The organism is Bacillus sp. FSL K6-1000 (assembly GCF_038630785.1).
In the GTDB taxonomy this organism is placed as follows: domain Bacteria; phylum Bacillota; class Bacilli; order Bacillales; family Bacillaceae; genus Bacillus; species Bacillus safensis.
Map to the genome: position 1 here is coordinate 2,858,257 of NZ_CP152042.1, position 23,078 is coordinate 2,881,334.

Below are 23,078 nucleotides of genomic sequence, written 5' to 3' on the forward strand. Positions count from 1 at the left end.
TCTATACGGTAGAAAGAACATCCTAACGGGTGTTCTTTTTAAAGAAAAAAACCCTCCTTTTATCATATCTACTTTGTACATGAAATGATATAATGAGAGGAATTACTATTATTTACGAGGAGAGCATTTAAATGGAAATGTTCAAGGATTTTCTGCTCCATGTATCTTTTATTCTATTTCCAATCTTTTTATATCATGCGCTATGGCTAAGCCGGACCCCTGCTCATTTCCCAAAAACGAATAAACTGCTCATCACAGTATTCGCATCCATCTCTTCAGCACTATGTATTATGTATCCAGTTGGTTCGATTTTAGATTTGCAGACTGGGCTTCAATCCATTCCCCTTGTACTTGCTATTTTATACGGAGGATACATGGCGGGGAGCGTTGCCATCTTGATAAGCATCATTGTCAAATTCGTGATGTATGGCTCTTTCTTATGGATTGGACTCATTGTTGTCCCAATTTACTTTTTCATCCCGTTCCTGTTCTACCGAAAATGGCATCAATATTCGAAGCCAAATAAGCTTTTTTACGGAGTGCTTATCGGTTTATCCAAAGGATTCTTTATTTACATTGGACTGCTTGCGGTCAGCTTACTGGAATACAGCCCAGCTTTTATTATGCAGCAAAAGCTCCTTGAGTTATTTTTCTCAACTCTTTACTACATATTCTTTCTTGTGCTCAGTATCTATTCCATTGAATTCGTTAAAGAAAATGCGGAAATGAGAACACAGCTTGTCCAGTCAGAAAAACTGACCATTGTAAGTGAACTTGCTGCAAGTGTCGCCCATGAAGTACGCAATCCGCTGACAGTTGTGAGAGGATTTATTCAATTGCTCTTTTCGAGTGATCATACAAAAGAGCCGCCTGCCAATAAAGATTATAAAAATCTTGTTCTATCCGAATTAGACCGGGCGCAGGACATTATCACGAGTTATCTTGACATCGCAAAACAAAACTATTATCAAATTGAATCACTCAATCTATCTAAATTACTTGAGGAATGTGCATCACTGATGACATCCTATGCGAATTTTAAATCGGTCACGATTCATCAATCCATTGAACCTGACTTATACATTCAAGGTGACGTAACGAAGATCAAGCAAGTCATGATTAATTTAATCAAAAATGCGATAGAAGCAGCTCCCGAACATGAAGGAAAGGTTGAACTTTTTGCTTCGAAAGAAAATCATAAAATCTGCCTTTATTTCGTTGATAATGGTGTAGGTATGACAGAAAGCCAAATGAAAAAGCTTGGCGAACCGTATTACACCTTGAAAAACAAAGGGACAGGGCTTGGGCTGACAGTGACTTTTTCAATTATTGAAAATCACCATGGAACCATACGTTTCAAAAGCTCGCTGCAGTCTGGAACAACCGTCACCGTAAAATTTCCTGAAGATACAAGAAGAAAATGATTAATCCATTTTTTTTGTTCTTTTTTCATCTATCCGCTCCTGCTTCTTAGACGCACGCACGATGAGACGAAAACAAATAAACGCAGCAATAAAGAACATCACCGTGGTGATCGCCGCCGGGATGTACTCCCTTTTATCTTCAGGAAAATATAGTAGAAAAAGTACGATGAATGACATCTCGCCATTCCCCCTTTTGCTCGTTTACTTCACTATATTGGCTAAAAGAAATGAAATACCTTCCTATGAGAAGGAAATGGAGGAATTTCACATGACAGACATTCAAATTGGACAAGTTGTGAAAGGTTTTTATAAAACAGGTGTATACGTTGGGGAAGTGACAGCAGTGAAACCATCGACCTATCTCGTTCAAGTAAAAGCCATTCTGACACATCCCACTCAAGGCGACCTGCATCATCCGAAAGAAGCAGACGTGCCTTTTTTCCAGGAGAGGCGGGCTTTGGCCTATAGAGAACAGACCAATATCCCTCATCATATGGTGAAACCTTTTGATGGCGATATACCTGATTATGAAGAGTCACTGAAAGAAGCTGTAGATAAATTGAAACAAGCACTCCATGCGGATGATTCCAAATGGGCTGAAAAATCAAGAGCGTGCCTATCTTCTCTTGAGAAAGATTATTTTCCAGAAGACGTCCGCTAATCAGCCGAATCAAAAAAATGTGAGAAATCGATCAGCTCACCAATTTTGGTCGTTTGCGGATTTTCCACATAGGCTCTGTCTTTTTCAAAAAGGGTTAACAGCTGATAAGTCGTCATGGCATCATCGAGTGCTTTATGATGCTTACCAGCTCCTTCACTGCCATATTCCTTTGCCGCTTTTCGAAGCCCTGTCAGTGTGCGGTCACCAAAAAAGGTTTTATATTCAAAGGCAAGATCCCTCAGTTTCCCCTTAAAAGGAAAGCTAATATGATTAAGCATACAATTTTGCTTCAATACCTTCATGTCCATGTTGCCCCACGTAATAATCTCACAATTCTCTCCCCCATCAAGTGACACGAGCTTCTCGATAAACACCTCAAATGAAATCCCGCTCTCTACATCCTCCTGCGTAATTCCGAGGAATGATTTACAGCGCTTCGTCAGCTTTGGGAACTTTTTCGGTTTGACGTAGCTGGAGAATGTGTCTATGATCGTTTCATCTGTTGCTTTCACTACCCCAGCTTCAATAATTTCAGGAAAAAAGTTTTGTGGATGATATTTTCCATCAGGCATCGTAAATTCAAAATCGACCACAAGCACCGTCTTCTGTTCCACCAGTCTCACCTCACTTTTTCGTCAGTTTTCATTCTCATACCATTATATTAAGGTGGACCTTGAAATCACTTCATTTTCGTGAAAATAATGCAGATTCACTACGCCCAACCTATTCATCTGATGAAAGATCGTTTATTTTCCTTTATAATTATTAAGGAACACGAAATAAATAAAGAAGGTGGTCTCTATCACAAACAGGAAGAAAAACTTGTACATCATGTGGTTTGTGAACTTTTTTGTATCTGCGAGCATTACAATGATCGTCCCTTTTTTATCACTTTACATAGAATCTCTTGATAGCAGCTATTCAAATGAATTTGTTCAAAGATGGAGCGGCTATGTCTTTGGGGTCACGTTTTTAACGGCCTTCCTGATCTCTCCAATTTGGGGGCGGATTGGCGACCGGCATGGCTATAAAAAGATATTATTAATTAACGGTATTGGCATCGCCACAAGCATTCTATTAATGGGGCTTGTGCACACCGTGTATCAGCTATTCGCATTAAGGCTCTTCATGGGGCTTGTCACAGGCTTTATCTCGACTTCAATGGCACTGATTTCTGCACAGACCGAAAAGGCAACTGCCGGTAAAACCCTTGGAACGATGCAGATGAGTAATGTCGCCGGAGGATTGTTTGGCCCATTAATGGGTGGATTCATGGCAGACAGCGTCGGATTTATTTATACGTTTTTCCTCACAGCGGCTGTCATTTATGTGTCAGCTATTGTGATTATCTTCGGAGTGAAGGAACAGCCGATCCGGTCAAAAGAAGCAAAGCGTGTTTCTTACTCACGGAAGGATGTACTCTTTCACATTTTCAAACAGCCTTTACTTATAGTCACGATGCTTTTAACGTTTATTACACAAGTAGGGAACTTTAGCATTCAGCCGCTTTTGGCTTTATACATTCATGATTTACATGGTCCTGTCAATCTCGCTTTTTATGCGGGGCTTGCATTTTCTGCAACTGGACTTGGCAATTTGCTGTTTACGCGAAAATGGGGAGATCTCGGAGATCGAATTGGTCATGATAAGGTGCTGCTTGCCCTTCTCATCCTCTCCTCTATTTTATTCATCCCGCAAGCGATGGCGGATTCGTACGTGATGTTAGTCATTTTCCGTTTCCTATACGGCATGGCACTTGGCGGCATTATTCCGTGTACGACGGCGTATATTCGGATCAAAGCACCTACTTCTATGCAAGGGGAAGTGCTCGGATACAATGTCAGCTTCCGCTTTCTTGGGAATGTCGTCGGTCCGGTAATCGGCGGCATTGTGGCGAGTCATTACGGGATTCCAGCTGTCTTTTATGTCACTGCCGGCATTTTTCTGTTTGGCGCTTTATTTTTATGGGTGGTCCGCTCGCATGCGAAGACAAAGGAAAGGAGTGTCTGATCATCTTCAGACACTCTTTTTTTCTTTCAGAAAAGCCTTATTCACTAGACTTCACGCCCATTCTTTTCTAAAAATAACCTTCTCGTATTCGCAAAAGAATGGTACGATATGGCTAGAAAATTGAAGAAAGTGAGTGACCTCATGTTTCGTGCAATCATTGGTTGGTTATTACTTGCTGCCCTCATCCCATTATTTGCTCTGACTTTTTATCTATCAAAGGAAGAAGCTGCAAGTGTAAAGCCTGTTAACGAAGTGCTTGATCAAAAAATCAAGCTGGAAAAGATAGATTTTTCCCAAAACAGTTATATGTATGACCGGGATGGTTCTCTTATCTCCGAGATCGTCTCAAACGATGAGAACCGAGTGTTTGTGAAATACGATAAAATTCCTGAACCTGTGAAGGAGCTGTTCCTTCGTTCTGAGGACCGCAACTTTTATGACCATAAAGGAATTGACTTTATGGGTGTGGTTCGTGCCCTTGCTGCAAACGTCAAAAACCATGGCATCAGCCAAGGAGCGAGTACGATCACACAGCAGCTGTCCCGCAACTTATATTTAAGCCATGAACGTTCGTTCAGCCGAAAGTTTACAGAGCTGCTCTATTCCTATGAACTTGAGCGGAAATTCTCGAAAGATGAAATTCTCGAAAGCTATTTAAATACGATTTATTTCAGTAATGGTGTTTACGGTGTCGGTTCTGCGGCTAATTACTATTTTGATAAGCCGCTTAGTTCTTTAACACTCGCACAAATGGCATTTATCTCTGCTATTCCAAACAACCCAACACTGTATGACCCATTAAAACAGTTCAAGCACACAAAGAAACGCCAAGAACGGCTGCTTGGTATTTTGAAGAAAGATGGCGTCATCACCAAAAAGCAATACAAAAAAGCCGTTAAAGAAAAAATCAGCCTATCCTTAAGTGAAAAGAAAAACCTTTATCCTGACTATGTGACATATGCCAATGAAGAGTTTACCGATCTTGTGTCTGATCAGGAGGGCTTTACAAAACGATTGAAGAAGGCCAAAACGGCTGAAGCAAAAAAGGCGATTCAAAAAGAATTATCTGAAAAGGTCAGTGCTCTGCTCCAGGATGGCGTGAAGATTTATACGGCGCTTGACCCTTCCTTACAGCAAAGAGCTGTCTATCAGCTCAATGCTCAATTGCCTTACCAAGGGGTCGAAGGCGGATCAGCCGTCATTAATCATGAAACGCATCAAATTGTTGCACTTGCTGGCGGAAAAAATTATAAGAAATTTGATTTTAACTATGCTTATCAAGCGCAAAGACAGCCTGGTTCTGCGATTAAGCCGCTTTTAGACTATGCGCCTTATATTGATCAAACCGGTGCAACGGCTTCAAGCACTATCAGTGCCGGCAAGTTTTGCAGCAGCGGATACTGCCCGCAGAACTATAATCATAAAACGTATGGAACAGTCACACTTGAAACAGCCTTTAAAAATTCTTACAATACCCCTGCGATCCGAATGCTGGATACAGTAGGTGTCAAAAAAGGCTTCAGCTATTTAGAGAAGTTCTCATTCGAGCATATCGTAGCAGATGATTACCGCCTTCCTTCTGCACTTGGCGGATTTACGAAAGGCTTCTCACCGCTAGAAATAACAGATGCGTACACCGTTTTTGGCAACCAAGGAGCCTACACACAAAGTCATTCGATCACAAAAGTGACAGACTTAAACGGCAAGACCCTTTACAAGTGGAAAGAGTCGCCAAAGCAAGTATATTCTCAGCGGACAAATGAAACGATGCGTAAGCTGCTTTCCTCCGTTGTAAAAAGTGGAACAGGGAAAAAAGCGAATTTCAATGCCCCTTACATCGGTGGTAAAACAGGAACATCCAATGACTACAAAGATATTTGGTTTGTGGGACTGACAGATCAGTACACAATGGGTGTTTGGGTCGGAAGAGATAGAGGAACGGTTGAATCGATATATAATTCAAGCCCACACTTACGTATTTGGAAAAATACGATGCAATACGCCAGATAAACAGGAGGTTTGATTGCGATGCATTCAACACATCCACCCCATTTAATTTTATTTGATGGTGTCTGCAACGTGTGCAGCGGAGCTGTTCAATTTGTGATTAAGCGCGATCCGAAAGAACGGATGATGTTCGCTTCATTACAATCAGATACAGGACAACGTATCTTAAAGGAAAACGGTTTGCCTTTAGAAGAGTTCAATTCATTCATTTATATTGAAAAAGGAACCCTTTATACGAAGTCAACAGGCATCTTAAAAGCCGCGCGGCATTTAAAAGGGATCTACAGATGGAGCTTTTTACTCCTTGCCATACCTCGCCCAATCCGTGATTGGTTTTATGAGCTGATTGCAAAAAATCGCTACAAATGGTTTGGTCAAAAAACATCTTGTATGATGCCTACACCCGATATTCAAAAACGGTTTCTTTCATAAAAAAGCATCCTCCAATGATAGGAGGATGCTTTCTTTGTCTGCTTACGAAGGCAGACTTGCCATCACACTGTTATAAAGCTTAATAAATAAGTACAAAATACCGATCAAAAACGTCGCCCAAAACAGCAGAATAAACATCATAAATCCAATCAAATTCAGCATATTAAGCGATTGATAAATGCGAACCACAACCCAGATAAAATAGACAAGACTTGCTAATGCAAAAAGTCCGACTAGCAGAATGAGCTGCTGCGTCAACAGAAATGCAAGCAAGCTGGCAAATAAATAAACAACAGATGCAATCCGAATTTTCTTTAAGTTCTCCCCTTCAGGGTCCTTAGCGAAAAAGAGTAACGCCAGCTCTAATACCGTATCTGCAATCAGTTTTAAGGCAGATAAGATCATAAAATAAACAAGTGCAAAAGCGGCAAAAAGAGCAAGACGGATGCCCTGTTCTGAGAAAAATTCCAGCATTCCTTTTAAAATACCTGCTTGAGTCAAGAAATCAGTTGTGATACCTACTGTAAAAATCGAAAAAGCAGAGCTGAATAGTAAGATTGAAATCAGCGGAAAATATCCAGTCAAATATGTATTTTTCATAAATAGTTCCTTTCTCATAAGCTCACATTTATTATGGCTCACTTAAAACGGATTGACAAGATGCTTTCAAAGTAAACTGACAGCAAAATCAAATTTATGATTTTGCACGTACATTCCTTCACAAACTTACATTTTCCCGTTAAAGTATTACTGTTACGAAAAAAATCGCGCGTTAGGGGTATACTCGTGAAAAAAACTTTAAGACTGCAAACACGGCTGACGATCTTTGTGTGTATCGTTGTCCTGATCTCCCTTTGTATCACATTCTTTACGATATGGTCGGAAACAGCCAAGAACATTCATCAGCAGGAGCGTGACATTGCTCTGTCTACTGCCAAAATGGTCGCAGAGGCACCGATCACAGCACAATCATTAGAAGATCATTCATATTCAGCATTACGAAAATATACAACAAATGTTCAGCAAATCACCAAAACCGAATTCGTTGTCGTCATGGATATGAAAGGTATCCGCAAAACACACCCGAATCCGCAGAAGATTGGGAAACGGTTTGCCGGCGGTGATGAAAAAGCAGCATTACAGGGAAAAGAACATATTAGTACGGCTTCTGGAACACTCGGCAGATCCATGCGTGCTTTTGTTCCTGTTTATGATCAAAATGGTAAGCAGCTCGGGGCTGTAGCAGTAGGAATTACGTTAAAGGAAATTGACTTGATTATTCATCAAAGCTTACTTCCACTCTACTTCGTCACATCACTCAGCCTCCTATCTGGCATCATCGGGGCACTCATTGTGGCAAGAAAAGTGAAGAAGATTATGTTTGGACTTGAACCGGATGAGATTGCCACATTGCTAAAAGAACGAAGTGCCATGCTAGAATCAACAAAAGAAGGGATTCTTGCCGTCGATCAGCACGGTAAAATCAAGCTGGCCAATGCAGAGGCAAAACGACTCTTTCATAATATGGGCATTATGGTTGATCCTAGAGAACAAGATGTTCAAACTCTCCTCCCTTCAAGCGGCTTAAAACAGGTCATTGAAACACGCAAGCCACTGCTTGATCGTGACGTGAGAATGAATGGACTGGAGCTCGTTTTTAATGAAGTACCAATTACAGTAAATGATGAGATTGTCGGGGCCATCGCCACCTTCCGTGACAAAACAGAAGTCAAACACCTGGCTGAGCAGCTTAGCGGGGTCAAAATGTATGCGAATGCCCTCCGTGCCCAGTCACATGAATTTATGAACAAGCTTCATGTCATTTTAGGTTTGGTCCAGCTCAAAAACTACGATGACCTTGGCACCTACATCAAAGATATTGCCATTTATCAGCAAACGGAAACAAATGAAATCATCAACCATGTGAAAAACTCTGTTTTAGCAGGATTTTTACTAGGAAAACAAAGCTATATCAGGGAACAAGGCGCTTCCTTGGAGGTTATTTGCAGCACACAAGTGCCAAATACAGAGGACCCGGCAGTGACGCATGACCTCATTACCGTGATTGGCAACCTGTTAAATAATGCACTCGATGCGGTTTCACATACTGAGACGAAAAACATCTCGATCTCCTTCAGATACGTTCAGGAGCAGCTTCACATTGAAATCACGGACACAGGTGTTGGTCTCACAAAAGAAGAACAAGACATCATGTTTGATCAAGGCTTTTCAACTAAAGGAGAAGACCGAGGTTTCGGACTCTACTTCGTTGACCAAAGCATCAAGAAATTGAATGGACATATGATTGTCACGAGTGAAAAAGGAGAAGGAACGACCTTTAGTCTTCGCATTCCGTATAAACAAAAGGAGGATTCACATGATTAATGTGTTAATAGTAGAAGATGATCCAATGGTTGGGGAGCTGAACAAACGCTACCTGACCCAAATCGATGGCTTTGAGTTAAAGGGGATTGCCACCTCTTTTCAGCAGGCGCTTGAAGTGTTAAAAACAGAAGTCATTCACCTCGTACTGCTCGATATTTATATGCCAGGTCAAAATGGGCTGGCTTTACTAACAGAAATTCGCCAGCAAAATCATGCCGTTGATGTCATTGTCATTTCGGCTGCAAATGAAGTGGACGTTGTTCAGCAAACGATGCGAAACGGAGCGGTTGATTATTTAATCAAACCTTTTGAGTTCGAACGATTCCAATCAGCACTGGCAGAGTATAAACGGAAACACGCCCTGTATCAATCCATGAACAGCATTTCGCAAAATGATTTAGATGCGAAGCTTTTTCATAAAAAAGCAGAGGCGGAAAAAGTCCTCCTGCCAAAAGGCCTGACCAAAAGCACACTCAAACTCATATGGACAAGCATTCAATCATTTGGTCAGCAGGCTTTCACGACCGAAGACCTAGCCAATCATACAGAAATCTCTCAAGTCTCCATTAGAAAATATTTGAAATTCCTTGAGGACATCGAAGTGGTGGATGTTGAAATGGCTTATGGGACAATTGGACGTCCTGTTTTCCAATATAAACTGAACACGAGCAATATGAATTTGATTCAGCAATATCTTTAAACTGTTACATCTGACCTTCACGAAAGGCCAGATGTTTTTTTATGGCATACGATGTAACAAACCCCTTGATATCAGTGGTTCTACTGTAATAGAGCACATCACAAAAGCGGCATTATATCATATTTCGGCAGATAAAAAGACATCAAATAAAGCCATTTAACATTTTTTTAAAAATAAAACAAATTTCTATTTATTTATTCGATGGGAAATGATAAATTATGATTGATTAGTTCAACGAGATATAAGTCTGATGTCTTACATCTTCTCTCCTGCCCTCCATAAGTTTCATGAGAAAGCAGGATAAAATACCCTCTTTAGGGTGAGAAGAAGATAGATCGGTCTTTTTTCGCGAGACTTTTCTGAAACTTTTAAATTTTATAGGGGGTTATGTTTTGAAGAAGCGCAAAATTGGACTAGCATTGTCCTTAGTCGTAGCAGCAGGAACCATCCTTGGAGCATGCGGCAACTCTGGCTCAAACAGCGGTGAAAGCAAAAAAGATAAAGATCAATTCACTGTTGCAATGGTAACTGATGTCGGTGGTGTCGATGACAAATCGTTTAACCAATCAGCTTGGGAAGGTTTACAAGCATTTGGGAAAGACAACAATCTAAAAAAAGGTAAAAACGGCTTTGATTACTTACAATCTAAATCAGATGCTGACTATACAACAAACTTAAACACACTTGCTCGTGAGAAATTCGATCTGATTTACGGAATTGGTTTCTTAATGGAAGATGCTATATCTGAAATTGCGGATCAACGTAAGAAAAACCACTTTGCTATCGTTGATGCAGTCGTGAAAAAAGACAACGTGGCCAGCATCGTTTTTAACGAAAACGAAGGATCATTCCTTGTGGGTGTTGCGGCTGCTCTTACAACAAAATCAAACAAAATTGGTTTTGTCGGCGGCGTTGATTCTGAATTAGTCAGAAAATTCGAAGTCGGTTTCCGCGCAGGTGTTGAAGCTGCTAACCCGAAAGCAAAAGTTGAAGTGAAATATGCTGGTGCATTCGATAAGGCTGACATCGGTAAAGCAACAGCTGAAAGCATGTACAAATCTGGCGTCGACATCATCTATCATGCTGCTGGCGGCACTGGAACTGGTGTCTTCACAGAAGCGAAAAACCTGAAAAAAGCAGATCCTAACCGTAAAGTTTGGGTCATCGGTGTAGATAAAGACCAGTATGACGAAGGAAAAGTACCTGGAACAAAACAAAGTGTCACTCTTACTTCTATGGTTAAGAAAGTAGACACAGCGGTACAAGACTTAACAACAAAAGCAAAAGATGGTAAGTTCCCTGGCGGCGAAGTGATCACATACGGTCTGAAAGAAGGCGCTCTTGACATCTCTCCATCTAAGGAAAACCTTGATAAAGATGTATTAAAGAAAGTGGAAGAATGGAAACAAAAAATCATCAAGGGCGAAATCAAAATCCCTGCAACACGCGATGAATTAAAAGATTTTAAAGCTTAATTTGAGCATCGGGATAAGCGCGCCTTATCCCCTTGCCTCTCCTTTACCTCCTCTTTATTCGTAAAAGGTGGTAAAAGAAAAGCTGCAGCCTCGTTTTGCAGCTTTTCTTTTGCTAGTTTTTATCTTCATCAGCACCCTAAAAAAGGAGCGGTTAAACCTGTGGATTATGTCATTGAAATGTTGAATATACGCAAAGAATTCCCTGGCATTGTAGCAAACGACAACATTACGCTGCAGCTAAAAAAGGGCGAAATTCATGCGCTGCTTGGTGAAAACGGCGCTGGAAAATCAACGCTCATGAACGTGCTTTTCGGACTGTACCAGCCTGAAAAAGGTGAAATCAAGGTACACGGAAAACCCGTGACCATCTCTAGTCCAAATGATGCTAGTGATTTAGGCATCGGAATGGTGCATCAGCACTTTATGCTTGTCGATACCTTTACTGTCGCTGAAAACATCATTTTAGGTAAAGAGCCAAAGAAGTTTGGAAAGATTGACAAAGAGCAAGCCATACAGCAAGTACAAGAGCTTTCTGACCGCTATGGTTTAAAAATAGATCCTGCCGCAAAAGTATCTGACATCTCTGTCGGTATGCAGCAGCGTGCAGAAATCTTAAAAACACTTTACCGCGGCGCTGACATTTTGATCTTCGACGAACCAACGGCCGTTTTAACACCTCAAGAAATCAAAGAACTCATACAAATCATGAAAAACTTAATCAATGAAGGCAAATCCATTATTTTAATCACCCATAAGCTGAAAGAAATTATGGATGCCTGTCATCGCGTGACCATTATCCGAAAAGGTCAAGGTATTCGTACACTTGATGTGGAAAGCACAAATAAAGACGAACTTGCAAGCCTCATGGTTGGTCGTGAAGTGTCATTTAAAACAGACAAAAAAGCTGCTTCTCCTGCTGAGGAAGTTCTTCAAATTCAAGACCTCACAGTAAAAGACGCCAGAGGAATTGAAGCGGTCAAACAGTTAAACCTCTCAGTAAAGGCTGGCGAAATTGTTGGAATTGCTGGGGTAGACGGCAATGGCCAGTCTGAATTAATTGAAGCCATTACCGGTCTAAAAAAATCAGAATCTGGCACGATCATGCTAAACGGGAAAGCCATTCAAAATCTCCCGCCTCGTAAAGTGACCGAATCTGGGATTGGACATATTCCTCAGGACCGTCATAAACATGGACTTGTACTCGATTTTTCAATTGGAGAAAACATTTCCTTACAAACGTATTATCAGCGTCCTTATTCAAAATTCGGCTTATTGAATATGAAGAATATTTATCAAAAGGCAAAACGAATCATTGCGGAGTATGACGTCAGAACACCGAGTGAATATACAGAAGCGCGCGCCCTGTCAGGCGGTAACCAGCAAAAAGCCATTATCGGCCGTGAAGTGGACCGCAATCCTGATTTATTAATTGCCGCTCAGCCGACACGAGGACTTGATGTTGGTGCGATTGAATTTGTTCATAAACGTCTCATTGAGCAAAGAGACTCTGGCAAAGCCGTTTTGCTCATCTCCTTTGAGCTTGATGAAATTATCAATGTTAGTGATAAGATCGCTGTCATTTTCGAAGGCAGCATTGTGGCCATTGTTGATCCAAAAGAAACAACAGAGCAAGAGCTTGGCCTATTAATGGCTGGAAGTACGCAACAGGAAGTGGGGAAAGAAGCAAATGTCTAATCGCTTAACAAATCTGCTGATTCCGCTTATAGCCATTGTACTTGGTCTTTTGGTTGGGGCCATTATTATGCTGGCAAGCGGTTATAGTGTCATCGAAGGCTATGGCGCCCTTTGGAATGGCGTTTTCGGTGAAACCTATTATATGGGAGAAACCATCAGGCAAGTGACACCTTATATTTTATCAGGTCTTGCTGTTGCCTTTGCATTTCGGACAGGCCTGTTTAATATCGGTGTCGAAGGTCAAATGCTTGTTGGCTGGGTAGCTGCTGTATGGATTGGAACAACTGTCCATGCACCTATGTATATTCATCTGCCGCTTGCACTCATCACCGCAGCTGCTGCAGGTGCTTTATGGGGCTTTATTCCCGGATTTTTAAAAGCTCGTTTTTATGTGCATGAGGTCATTGTCACCATCATGATGAACTACATTGCCCTTCATGTCACAAACTATTTAATCTCAAATGTCTTAACAGATAATAAAGATAAAACAGATAAAATCGATGCCACTGCCTCTCTTCGCTCTGGATTTTTTGAGCAGATCACTGATTTCTCCCGGATGCATAACGGTATTTTTGTTGCCATTATTGCGGCGGTCGTGATGTGGGTCATTATTCAAAAAACTTCTAAAGGGTTTGAATTACGGGCTGTTGGAATGAATCAGCAGGCATCACAGTATGCTGGCATGAATGTTCGCCGCAATATCATTTATGCGATGCTCATTTCAGGTGCTTTTGCAGGTCTTGCAGGCGCTATGGAAGGCCTTGGTACATTTGAATATGCCTCTATTAAAGGCTCGTTTACAGGCGTAGGTTTTGATGGAATTGCTGTCGCTTTATTAGGTGGAAATACGGCTGTTGGTGTTGTCCTTGCTGCATTATTGCTTGGTGGACTGAAGGTCGGTGCATTAAATATGCCGCTTGAATCAGGCGTACCGACTGAGGTTGTTGATATTGTCATTGCGATCATCATTCTTTTCGTCGCCTCAAGCTATATTATTCGTCTTGTGATTCAACAAATGAAGAAAAAGGGGGGAAAATAAGTGGGATTTCTGCAAATACTTGAAATCATCGTCCCAGCTACACTTGTTTATGCTGCACCACTTATTTTAACCGCTCTTGGAGGCGTCTTTTCAGAAAGATCAGGTGTTGTCAATATCGGTCTTGAAGGTTTGATGGTCGTCGGAGCATTTTCCAGTATTATCTTTAACTTATTTTTTGCTGATACGTTTGGAGCCTTGACCCCGTGGCTTGGGCTTCTCGTTGGAATGGCCGTTGGCGGATTGTTCTCACTGATTCATGCAGTGGCGACCATTACCTTCCGAGCTGATCAAACGGTCAGTGGTGTGGCCATTAACATGCTGGCACTTGGCGCTACATTGTTTGTCGTAAAACTGATTTACGGAAAAGCACAAACTGATAAAATTACAGAACCTTTCTATAAAGGAGATATTCCCCTTTTAAGTGACATTCCGATCATTGGTGATATTTTCTTTAAAGATGTTTATTATACGTCCATACTTGCTTTAGCCCTTGCGGTGGTTGCATGGTTTGTTTTATTTAAAATGCCATTTGGTCTTCGTCTTCGTGCAGTTGGAGAGCATCCAATGGCAGCTGATACAATGGGAATCAAAGTGTACCGGATGCGTTATATCGCTGTCTTCATTAGTGGACTGTTTGGCGGTCTTGGCGGGGCTGTTTATGCCTCAACGATCGCGCTTGATTTCTCCCATGCCACCATTACTGGACAAGGCTTTATCGCACTAGCTGCGCTTGTATTCGGTAAATGGCATCCATTCGGCGCAATGGGAGCTGCTTTATTCTTTGGATTTGCTCAAAGCTTAAGCATCATTGGTTCTCTCCTGCCGCTGTTCCAAGATATACCGAATGTGTATATGCTCATAGCACCATATGTGCTCACCATTTTAGCACTTACTGGCTTCATTGGACGTGCCGATGCACCTAAAGCACTTGGTACACCTTATTTAAAAGGAAAACGATAAATACGATGTATGATCAATCCCCTGAAGGACAAACTACCTTCAGGGGATTTTTGTATGATAAAAAACTCAAAAACTCCTGTTTATTTTACTTTTATTACACTTATTTTAGTTTAATAAATAGATGAGTGTCACAGAATCTTCTACAATTGAGACAAATAGCATTTGGGGGTGTTTATGTGGCTAATGCACAACAATTGAAATCGATTACAGACGATTCTGACAATAATAAAAGCGTTTTCCGTAAGATCATGTCTTGGAAAATTGGTGTTATTGATCTACCTGTGTATTTAGTACTTGCAGCGATTATTTTAACTGCCGCTTATTTTAATAAAATTCCAGCAAATATGCTTGGTGGTTTCGCTGTTATTATGATTTTGGGGATTTTCCTTGGAGATGTAGGACAACGTATTCCAATCTTAAAAGATATTGGTGGACCGGCGATTCTTTCTTTATTCGTACCATCGTTCCTGGTCTTTTTTAATGTTCTAAATCCGAACTCATTGGAAGCGGTTACGTCTCTGATGAAAACGTCGAACTTCCTTTACTTCTATATTTCTGCTCTTGTAGTAGGAAGTATTCTTGGCATGCAGCGAACTGTTTTAGTACAAGGCCTTATTCGTATGTTTGTCCCTCTAGTTGCAGGTACAATTGCAGCTGTGAGTGCTGGTATCCTTGTTGGCCTTTTAGTTGGTTACACACCGCATCATTCATTCTTCTTTATTATTGTACCGATTATTGCCGGTGGTGTTGGAGAAGGGATTTTGCCATTATCTATCGCTTATTCACAAATTCTTGGTGTATCAGCAGAGTCATTAATTTCTCAATTAATTCCTGCGGCTGTCATTGGGAACGTCATTGCCATTATCTGTGCTGGCGCAATGAAGAAGCTTGGTGAGAAACGTCCTGAACTGAATGGGAATGGCCGTCTTGTGAAATCTAAAGAAGCAAACGAAATTTTCGAACAGCCAGATATGGATGCAAAAGTTGATTTCGGGTTAATGGGTGCTGGTGTACTCGTTGCTTGTACAACCTTCATCTTTGGTGGTTTGTTAGAAAGCTTTGTTCATATTCCAGGTCCAATCTTAATGATTGTTCTTGCTGCTTTAATCAAATACTTAAACGTGATGCCTCAGCATCTTCAAAATGGCTCACAGCAGTTCTACAAGTTTGTATCAAGAAGTTTTACATGGCCGCTAATGGTTGGTCTTGGTATTCTATACATTCCACTTGATGATGTAGCAACTGTCATCTCAATTCCATTCGTATGCGTATGTATCGCTGTTGTACTCGCAATGGTTGGTTCTGGTTACTTCGTTGGAAAACTAATGAACATGTATCCAGTAGAATCTGCTATTGTCACTGGCTGTCACAGCGGACTTGGCGGTACTGGTGATGTTGCCATTCTTTCAGCTTCTGGAAGAATGGGTCTTATGCCTTTCGCACAAGTATCTACACGACTTGGCGGAGCAGCAACTGTTATCTGTGCAACGATCTTACTCAGAATGTTTAGTTAAACTACCACACATAAAAAGCATGAGCTCTCACATGGGCCCATGCTTTTTTTATATTTCTTTTCTCCTATAGGATCTCTTATTCATCAGCTAATACAATTCGTAAATATTCCCTGGGCTGAAAAGGATACAGCTTGGTTTCTTGATAGCTCATGTGAAGAAGATGCTCAGAAAATAGCGGCCATTCACTCCCGGCCTGCCACCTTTTTTGATCATTTCGGTCAATCAAGAATGCTCCTCCTAAAATCGTGCAGAATAGGCTTAAGCTGATGGCGATCTTTCGTTTCATTTGATCAGCTCCTTTAAGAAAAGCATGTACGAAAAACAAAACAATATACAATGAGTGTCATTTTTGATAAAATTATTTTTGTGGTCAAAAGAACCTAAAACAAATACAGTTTGCTTGAAATCGTTTCAAACCAATGCACTATGGCTGTATTTACGCTATAATTTTAATTACCAGTTCTTTAGAACGTGAATTTATATTGATCAAAGGAGGTTCATTTTCTTGCAGCTTATTCACTTCGCCATCCTATCACCTTTTTTACTCGCTTTTGTTGTACCTTTCCTTTACAAATATGTGAAGCGTATACATACAGGATGGTTTGTTCTCATCTTGCCGATTCTTTTATTTACCTATTTCATCCAAATGTTACATATCACTTCGAATGGACGAACGCTTTTCTCACAGGCTGAATGGATTCCATCTTTAGGGATGAATTTCACTGTGTATGTCGATGGTCTCAGCCTGTTATTTGCTTTATTAATTACAGGTATCGGCGCACTTGTGGTACTGTACAGTATTTTCTACTTATCAAAGGAAAAAGAACAGCTTGGCTCTTTCTACACGTATTTGCTCATGTTTATGACCGCGATGCTGGGTGTCGTTCTTTCTGACAACATGGTGGTTCTATACTTGTTTTGGGAGTTAACGAGTATCTCTTCCTTCCTCTTAATTGGGTATTGGTATAAGCGTGAGCGCTCTAGGTATGGAGCAACGAAATCACTGCTTATTACTGTTTTTGGCGGATTAGCTATGCTTGGTGGCTTCATCCTCATTTACCTGATTACTGATTCATTCAGTATTCGTGAAGCAGTCAATCAGCTTCAGCTCATTATGGCATCACCTTACTTTATCCCTGCCATGATCCTAATCTTATTAGGTGCCTTTACGAAATCAGCGCAGTTCCCATTCTATATCTGGCTGCCTGATGCAATGGAAGCACCGACCCCTGTGAGCAGTTATCTGCATTCTGCTACGATGGTGAAAGCCGGTATTTATCTTGTTGCCCGCTTCAGTCCAATCTTTGCTATATCAGAGGTATGGTTCTGGACCATTTCCATTGTTGGACTTGTCACATTATTCTGGGGATCATTCCACGCCGTCCGGCAAAACGATTTGAAAGCCATTCTGGCCTATTCGACAGTGAGTCAGCTCGGTATGATTATGCTCATGCTTGGCGTCGGCGCAGCTGCGATTCATGAAAACAATCCTGCCTTTTTTGGCGCAGCCATTCTTGCAGCTATTTTTCACCTCATTAACCATGCTACGTTTAAAGGAAGTCTCTTTATGGCAGCTGGTATTATCGATCATGAAACAGGAACTCGTGACATTCGAAAATTAGGCGGATTAATGACGATCATGCCGATTACCTTCACAATTACGTTAATCGGTACATTTTCAATGGCCGGATTACCGCCATTTAACGGTTTCTTAAGTAAAGAGCTATTTTTCACAAGTATGATACGAATTTCTGACATCAGCTTTACGGACGTTTCAACATGGGGTGCTATCATCCCAGCACTTGCTTGGCTCGCTAGTGTCTTTACGTTCATTTATAGTATGATGCTCCTCTTTAAAACTTTTAGAGGCCGTCTGAATATAGACCAATTGGAGAAAAAACCGCATGAAGCACCGATCGGCATGCTCATTCCGCCAATCATTCTCGCTGCACTTGTGGTCACCTTCTTCTTTTTCCCTAATATTCTTGCCTATTCTGTCATCGAACCCGCAATTGCGGCGATCATTCCTGAAGCGATTGAAACAGGAAGCCGTTTTTCTGTGAAGATTGAAGCATGGCATGGCTTCCAGCCAGAGCTCTATATGACAATAGGTGTTGTTGTACTCGGCACAATCGGCTACTTGACGCTTTCAAAATGGCGTCCAATGTACAACATCTTTAAGGAAAAATGGTCATTTAACGCTTTATACGACCGCTCTCTTATCGGTTTGGAAAAAGGGTCATACCGCCTGACCAACAGTTATATGACTGGTTTTCTTCGTGACTATCTTGTCTATGTGTTTGGGTTCATGATTATCGTCATTGGCGGCGTCATGTTTTATCAGCAGGCCTTTTCATTTCAAACAGATCAGGCTGCCTCAATTGGCACGTATGAGGTGATTCTTTCACTTGTGATGGTGGCGGCGACGATTGCAACAGTATTCGCAAGCTCACGATTAACAGCTATTATTGCTCTAGGTGTCATGGGCTACACGCTGTCATTATTCTTCGTGATTTTCAGAGCACCTGACCTTGCGCTGACGCAGCTGATTATTGAAACGATTTCTGTCGCACTGTTTTTGCTTTGCTTCTATCATTTGCCGAAGCTGAGCTTAAAGCAAAAAACGAGAAGATTCAAAATGACCAATTTCATCATTTCATTAGGTGTTGGGGTTGTTGTCACTTGTCTAGCTTTCGCTTCCACAAGTCAGCAGTCACTTGACACTATCTCAACTTACTTTATTGAAAACAGCTACAAACTTGCTGGCGGTGACAATATTGTCAATGTCATTCTTGTCGATTTCAGGGGCTTTGATACCCTTTTTGAAATCACTGTGCTCGCCATTGCGGCACTTGGTATTTATGGGTTATTAAAAACACAAGCAAAACGGAAGAGAGGTGTGCGGCGATGAGAAAGATTGATACGAATGATATGCTTTTGCAAGTCACAACAAAAATCACAGCATTCATCATCTTGCTCTTCTCCCTTCACCTATTTCTTGCGGGGCATAACAATCCTGGCGGCGGATTCATCGGCGGCCTGATGAGTTCTGCGGCTGTCGTTCTTCTGCTTTTAGCCTATGATCTGAAAACAGTAAGACGCATTTTACCCTTTGACTTTATTTATGTAGCTGGAGCCGGTTTGCTCGTTGCGATCCTGACAGGTATGGGATCCTTTCTATTCGGTGCACCTTTTCTATCACATGCATTTGATTATTTCCAATTACCGTTTTTAGGAAAAACAGAACTGGCAACAGCCGTCCTGTTTGATATCGGTGTGTATTTGGTCGTTGTTGGTGTCACCATGACCATTATTCAAATGATTGGAGAGAAGGAATAATGGAATTTCTAATGTCTATTATCGTCGGAATTATTTTTATGGCGGCGACCTATTTGATGCTGTCAAAAAGCCTTCTGCGGGTCATCGTCGGTACTGCTGTTTTGAGTCACGGCGTCCACTTGCTTCTTTTAACAATGGGCGGCTTAAAAAAGGGAGCGCCTCCCGTTCTAAAAGAGGGGCTCACATCCTATGTAGATCCATTGCCGCAAGCATTAATTTTAACAGCCATTGTCATTGCTTTTGGTGTGACATCCTTATTACTTGTCATGGCCTTCCGAGCCTTCCAAGAGCTGCGAACAGATGACATGGATCAAATGAGAGGAAATGATCAGCATGAATAATCTCGTGATCCTGCCTATTTTAATTCCATTACTAGCTGCTACACTATTGATCTTTATGAATAAAAACATCATGCTGTCAAGAGTTTTTAGTGTCTTGGCATCTCTCTCAGCCATTATATGTAATGCATATTTGGTTCAAACGATTTTCACAAATGGGATACAAACCCTTTATTTAGGCGGCTGGAAAGCGCCATTTGGGATTGCCCTTGTGGCCGATCAATTTGCTGCACTCCTTGTGCTGACCGCTTCCGTTGTCGGGCTTGTGACAGTCCTCTTCTCCTTTCAAACGATTGGGAAAGAAAGAGAGCGGCTCTTCTATTATTCTGGTGTGCAGTTTTTGTTAGCTGGCGTGAGCGGAGCCTTTTTAACGGGAGATATATTCAACCTGTTTGTCTTCTTTGAATTACTGCTGATGGCATCTTATATGCTCATTGTATTAGGCGGGTCAAAGCCTCAGCTTCGTGAATCACTCAAATATATTGTGTTTAATATCATCTCGTCGGCATTATTTATTGTCGGAGTTGCCTGTTTATATGCAGTGACGGGTACGCTCAATATGGCTGATTTAAGTGTGAAAATAGCTGAATCAGGGCAAACAGGGTTAATCACTGTTATTTCCATCCTGTTCCTCATTGTATTCGGCTTAAAAGCTGGGATCTTCCCGCTTTATTTCTGGCTGCCAGGATCGTATCATGCGCCGCCAGCAGCGATTTCAGCTCTTTTTGGGGCTTTGCTCACAAAGGTTGGCTTATATGCGATTGCCAGAGTCTTTACATTAATTTTTATACATGATACAGGCTTCACCCATACACTCATGGCGTGGCTTGCCGCACTGACGGTGATATTCGGTGTGATTGGCTCAATCGCCTATTCTGATGTGCAGAAGATCGTGATTTATAACATTGTCACAGCAGTTGGGGTCATTTTGTTTGGATTTGCAGCCAACACACCTGCATCACTCCAAGGAGCCATTTATTATCTCATTCACGACATGGTGATCAAAGGGGCTTTATTTATGCTGGCAGGTGCCCTCTTTGTGTACGCTGGCACAAACCAACTGAAAAAAATGGGCGGACTGATTCAATCCCAGCCTCTATTAGGATGGATGTTTTTCATATCGGCTTTATCGCTTGCAGGAATTCCGCCGCTGAGTGGCTTTGTTGGAAAACTAAAAATTGTGGAAGGTGGATTTTCTGCTGGACACATGACGTTTTCTATCCTGGTCTTACTGTCCAGTCTCCTTGTCCTCTACTCTATTATGAAGATTTTCATGTCCGCATTTTGGGGCGAGGAACAGGATATGCGAAGAAGAAAGCCGTCAATTAAAGGAATGGTGTATCCTGGCGTACTGCTTGTCGTCTTATCGCTTGCCATTGGGTTAGGGACAGAGTTCATTGCCCCTTATATCAATCAAGCAGCGGAAATGCTCTCTACACCAGAAAAATATATTCAAGCTGTGCTGAAGGAGTAGATGAACATGGCCTTTCAAATATTATTAAACGCTCTCCTCGCCTTTACATGGATGTTTATGAATGATACATACAGAGCTGCAGACTTTGTATCAGGGTTTGCATTAGGGATGATCGCCATTTTTATGCTGCGGCGATTTTTCCCGCAGCGTTTTTACGGCTATGCCCTTTATGCGATTTTCAAGCTTATCATCATTTTTATTCGCGAGCTGCTTCTTGCCAATTTAAGTGTATTAAAGACCGTATTATCTCCAAAGCTCACGATTAAACCCGGAATTTTCGCCTTTCGTACGGATTTGAAAACAGATTGGGAAATCACCATACTGGCCAATATGATTACATTGACACCAGGTACACTAGTGATTGATATTTCCGACGATCGTTCCATTTTATACATTCATGCGATGGATATTGAAGATGCTGAAAAAGCCATTCACGATATCCGGGTTTCATTTGAGAAAGCGATTCAGGAGGTGAGCGGTAAGTAATGGAACTCATTTTGCAAATTTCACTTGGCATTCTTGCGCTGTCTACCTTGCTTTTTGTGATACGAGTGATCAAAGGTCCCTCTATTCCTGATCGTGTGAGTGCGCTTGATGCGATAGGAATCAATTTAATTGGGATGACAGCCATCGTTTCAATTTTACTGAAAACCACTGCATTCTTTGAGATTATTTTACTGCTCGGTATCCTTGCCTTTATCGGTACTGTCGCTTTTTCCAAATTCCTTGAGAAAGGGGAAGTGATTGAAAATGATCGTCATCGCTAAAGCCATCGTCATTTTCTTTATCCTGCTAGGCGCTACCCTCTGTTTGATTTCAGCCATTGGTGTCCTTCGCCTGCCGGATGTTTACACACGTATGCATGCTGCATCAAAAGCATCGACACTTGGCGTTGTTCTGATTTTAGTAGGTGTGTTTTTTCATGAATGGTTTCTTGCAGGCGTTATTTCTGCAAAAATCCTTCTCGGCATCGTATTCATCTTCCTGACAGCACCAGTCGGCGCACACTTAATCGGAAGAGCCGCCTACAATACTGGTGTTAAGCTCGACAAACGCAGTGTCCAAGATGATTATGGCGGTTTCCGTAACTTTGTGATTAAGCGGAAAGAAGATTCTTATTTATAAACAGCGAAAAAAAATGGCCTGACATGTTAGGCCATTCTTTTTTTATCGCTCAACGTGCATATAAAAAAAGCTTCCGCTGCACCGGGAGCTTTTTTATATGCGATCAATGACAGCAAGTGTGCATCTTGACGTACAGATGTGCCGGTCTCGATCATCTTTTATATCGATTTGAAATACCATTGTACGCCGTCCTACATGCACAGGAACAGCTGTCGCTGTCACAACTCCATCGCGTACAGATTTTAAATGATTGGCATTGATTTCAATACCTGAGCAAACTTGCTGCGTTAAGTCTAAATGAGCCGCAGCCCCCATGCTCGCCACTGTTTCTGCTAGAGCAGCAGATGCTCCTCCATGCAGTAGTCCAAATGGCTGTTTTGTTCTGTGATCGACTGGCATTGTTGCAACGCATCGTGATTCATTGCACTCTACTATCTCAATGCCTAGTGCCTCAAGCAGTGTATTTGATCCGCTCACATTCATTAAGGCCCTCTCCCTTC

At 41.5% G+C, this 23,078-nt stretch carries 24 protein-coding genes; 19 read left to right on the forward strand and 5 right to left on the reverse strand.

All coding sequences use genetic code 11. The features are described from left to right. Positions 1 to 131 precede the first annotated feature (131 nt). Positions 132 to 1,424 carry a HAMP domain-containing sensor histidine kinase gene (locus MHI46_RS14965; protein ID WP_047203298.1) on the forward strand — a complete coding sequence of 431 codons (1,293 nt, stop codon included), beginning with the start codon at positions 132 to 134 and terminating at the stop codon, positions 1,422 to 1,424. On the opposite strand, the gene MHI46_RS14970 is transcribed toward MHI46_RS14965, so the two are convergent. Further along, the gene (locus tag MHI46_RS14970) at positions 1,425 to 1,601 is read right to left on the reverse strand and encodes a hypothetical protein (protein WP_180272437.1); all 177 of its coding nucleotides are present in this window, start codon (positions 1,599 to 1,601) and stop codon (positions 1,425 to 1,427) included. Positions 1,602 to 1,692: 91 nt separating this feature from the next. On the opposite strand from MHI46_RS14970, the gene MHI46_RS14975 reads away from it, so the two are divergent. Next, positions 1,693 to 2,085 (forward strand): kinase-associated lipoprotein B, encoded by a 393-nt coding sequence (locus tag MHI46_RS14975; RefSeq protein WP_058838072.1) that lies wholly within the window; start codon positions 1,693 to 1,695, stop codon positions 2,083 to 2,085. Here MHI46_RS14975 and kapD read toward each other — a convergent pair. After that, on the reverse strand, positions 2,082 to 2,699 hold the full coding sequence (kapD, locus tag MHI46_RS14980) for a 3'-5' exonuclease KapD (RefSeq protein WP_058838073.1): 618 nt from the start codon (positions 2,697 to 2,699) through the stop codon (positions 2,082 to 2,084). The two genes, MHI46_RS14975 and kapD, sit on opposite strands and share 4 nt — an antisense overlap. Before the next feature lie 217 nt (positions 2,700 to 2,916). Between kapD and MHI46_RS14985 the strand changes: the two genes are divergently transcribed. The 3 genes from MHI46_RS14985 to MHI46_RS14995 all read left to right on the forward strand — a co-directional run bounded on the left by MHI46_RS14985 (position 2,917) and on the right by MHI46_RS14995 (position 6,534). Beyond that, the gene (locus MHI46_RS14985) at positions 2,917 to 4,095 is read left to right on the forward strand and encodes an MFS transporter (protein WP_313902631.1); all 1,179 of its coding nucleotides are present in this window, start codon (positions 2,917 to 2,919) and stop codon (positions 4,093 to 4,095) included. A gap of 108 nt (positions 4,096 to 4,203) precedes the next feature. Continuing rightward, entirely contained in the window at positions 4,204 to 6,105 is a 1,902-nt protein-coding gene (locus MHI46_RS14990; protein WP_059375881.1) for a transglycosylase domain-containing protein, read from the forward strand. Positions 6,106 to 6,123: 18 nt separating this feature from the next. After that, the gene (locus MHI46_RS14995; RefSeq protein ID WP_099663615.1) at positions 6,124 to 6,534 is read left to right on the forward strand and encodes a thiol-disulfide oxidoreductase DCC family protein; all 411 of its coding nucleotides are present in this window, start codon (positions 6,124 to 6,126) and stop codon (positions 6,532 to 6,534) included. A 42-nt stretch (positions 6,535 to 6,576) separates the two neighbouring features. Here the strand turns inward: MHI46_RS14995 and MHI46_RS15000 are convergent, their stop codons facing one another. Next, positions 6,577 to 7,134, reverse strand: a complete 558-nt coding sequence (locus MHI46_RS15000; RefSeq protein WP_039181089.1) for a YufK family protein — start codon at positions 7,132 to 7,134, stop codon at positions 6,577 to 6,579. A 186-nt stretch (positions 7,135 to 7,320) separates the two neighbouring features. Between MHI46_RS15000 and malK the strand changes: the two genes are divergently transcribed. The 7 genes from malK to MHI46_RS15035 all read left to right on the forward strand — a co-directional run bounded on the left by malK (position 7,321) and on the right by MHI46_RS15035 (position 16,302). Further along, on the forward strand, positions 7,321 to 8,919 hold the full coding sequence (malK, locus tag MHI46_RS15005) for a malate sensor histidine kinase MalK (protein WP_064498103.1): 1,599 nt from the start codon (positions 7,321 to 7,323) through the stop codon (positions 8,917 to 8,919). Then, the gene (locus MHI46_RS15010) at positions 8,912 to 9,619 is read left to right on the forward strand and encodes a response regulator (RefSeq protein ID WP_024423307.1); all 708 of its coding nucleotides are present in this window, start codon (positions 8,912 to 8,914) and stop codon (positions 9,617 to 9,619) included. The genes malK and MHI46_RS15010 overlap by 8 nt, the downstream gene beginning before the upstream one ends. A 392-nt stretch (positions 9,620 to 10,011) precedes the next feature. Then, the gene (locus tag MHI46_RS15015) at positions 10,012 to 11,094 is read left to right on the forward strand and encodes a BMP family protein (RefSeq protein WP_039181096.1); all 1,083 of its coding nucleotides are present in this window, start codon (positions 10,012 to 10,014) and stop codon (positions 11,092 to 11,094) included. A 159-nt stretch (positions 11,095 to 11,253) separates the two neighbouring features. Then, the gene (locus MHI46_RS15020; RefSeq protein ID WP_039181099.1) at positions 11,254 to 12,789 is read left to right on the forward strand and encodes an ABC transporter ATP-binding protein; all 1,536 of its coding nucleotides are present in this window, start codon (positions 11,254 to 11,256) and stop codon (positions 12,787 to 12,789) included. After that, a complete protein-coding gene (locus MHI46_RS15025) occupies positions 12,782 to 13,828 on the forward strand; it encodes an ABC transporter permease (RefSeq protein WP_039181102.1) in 1,047 nt (348 codons plus the stop codon). The genes MHI46_RS15020 and MHI46_RS15025 overlap by 8 nt, the downstream gene beginning before the upstream one ends. Continuing rightward, a complete protein-coding gene (locus MHI46_RS15030) occupies positions 13,829 to 14,788 on the forward strand; it encodes an ABC transporter permease (RefSeq protein WP_024423311.1) in 960 nt (319 codons plus the stop codon). 176 nt (positions 14,789 to 14,964) lie between these two features. Further along, the gene (locus MHI46_RS15035; protein WP_047203307.1) at positions 14,965 to 16,302 is read left to right on the forward strand and encodes a 2-hydroxycarboxylate transporter family protein; all 1,338 of its coding nucleotides are present in this window, start codon (positions 14,965 to 14,967) and stop codon (positions 16,300 to 16,302) included. Between the two features lie 76 nt (positions 16,303 to 16,378). On the opposite strand, the gene MHI46_RS15040 is transcribed toward MHI46_RS15035, so the two are convergent. Further along, positions 16,379 to 16,588, reverse strand: coding sequence for a hypothetical protein (locus MHI46_RS15040; RefSeq protein WP_024423313.1), 210 nt, complete (start codon positions 16,586 to 16,588; stop codon positions 16,379 to 16,381). A gap of 219 nt (positions 16,589 to 16,807) precedes the next feature. On the opposite strand from MHI46_RS15040, the gene MHI46_RS15045 reads away from it, so the two are divergent. The 7 genes from MHI46_RS15045 to mnhG are packed head-to-tail and all read left to right on the forward strand — an operon-like array spanning position 16,808 to position 22,578. Beyond that, positions 16,808 to 19,213 (forward strand): Na+/H+ antiporter subunit A, encoded by a 2,406-nt coding sequence (locus tag MHI46_RS15045; RefSeq protein ID WP_144490170.1) that lies wholly within the window; start codon positions 16,808 to 16,810, stop codon positions 19,211 to 19,213. Beyond that, positions 19,210 to 19,641: a Na(+)/H(+) antiporter subunit B gene (locus MHI46_RS15050; protein WP_039181111.1), complete on the forward strand. Its 432-nt coding sequence runs from the start codon at positions 19,210 to 19,212 to the stop codon at positions 19,639 to 19,641. Before MHI46_RS15045 ends, MHI46_RS15050 begins: the two co-directional genes overlap by 4 nt. Further along, the gene (locus MHI46_RS15055; protein WP_024423316.1) at positions 19,641 to 19,982 is read left to right on the forward strand and encodes a Na(+)/H(+) antiporter subunit C; all 342 of its coding nucleotides are present in this window, start codon (positions 19,641 to 19,643) and stop codon (positions 19,980 to 19,982) included. Before MHI46_RS15050 ends, MHI46_RS15055 begins: the two co-directional genes overlap by 1 nt. Next, positions 19,975 to 21,453 carry a Na+/H+ antiporter subunit D gene (locus tag MHI46_RS15060; RefSeq protein ID WP_024425940.1) on the forward strand — a complete coding sequence of 493 codons (1,479 nt, stop codon included), beginning with the start codon at positions 19,975 to 19,977 and terminating at the stop codon, positions 21,451 to 21,453. The genes MHI46_RS15055 and MHI46_RS15060 overlap by 8 nt, the downstream gene beginning before the upstream one ends. A 6-nt stretch (positions 21,454 to 21,459) precedes the next feature. Continuing rightward, positions 21,460 to 21,939, forward strand: a complete 480-nt coding sequence (locus tag MHI46_RS15065; protein WP_024425941.1) for a Na+/H+ antiporter subunit E — start codon at positions 21,460 to 21,462, stop codon at positions 21,937 to 21,939. Further along, positions 21,939 to 22,220: a Na(+)/H(+) antiporter subunit F1 gene (locus MHI46_RS15070; protein ID WP_039181117.1), complete on the forward strand. Its 282-nt coding sequence runs from the start codon at positions 21,939 to 21,941 to the stop codon at positions 22,218 to 22,220. The genes MHI46_RS15065 and MHI46_RS15070 overlap by 1 nt, the downstream gene beginning before the upstream one ends. Continuing rightward, positions 22,204 to 22,578 carry a monovalent cation/H(+) antiporter subunit G gene (gene mnhG / locus MHI46_RS15075; RefSeq protein WP_260776105.1) on the forward strand — a complete coding sequence of 125 codons (375 nt, stop codon included), beginning with the start codon at positions 22,204 to 22,206 and terminating at the stop codon, positions 22,576 to 22,578. Before MHI46_RS15070 ends, mnhG begins: the two co-directional genes overlap by 17 nt. 93 nt (positions 22,579 to 22,671) lie before the next feature. Here the strand turns inward: mnhG and MHI46_RS15080 are convergent, their stop codons facing one another. Next, entirely contained in the window at positions 22,672 to 23,061 is a 390-nt protein-coding gene (locus MHI46_RS15080) for a hotdog fold thioesterase (RefSeq protein WP_039181120.1), read from the reverse strand. Positions 23,062 to 23,078 lie beyond the last annotated feature (17 nt).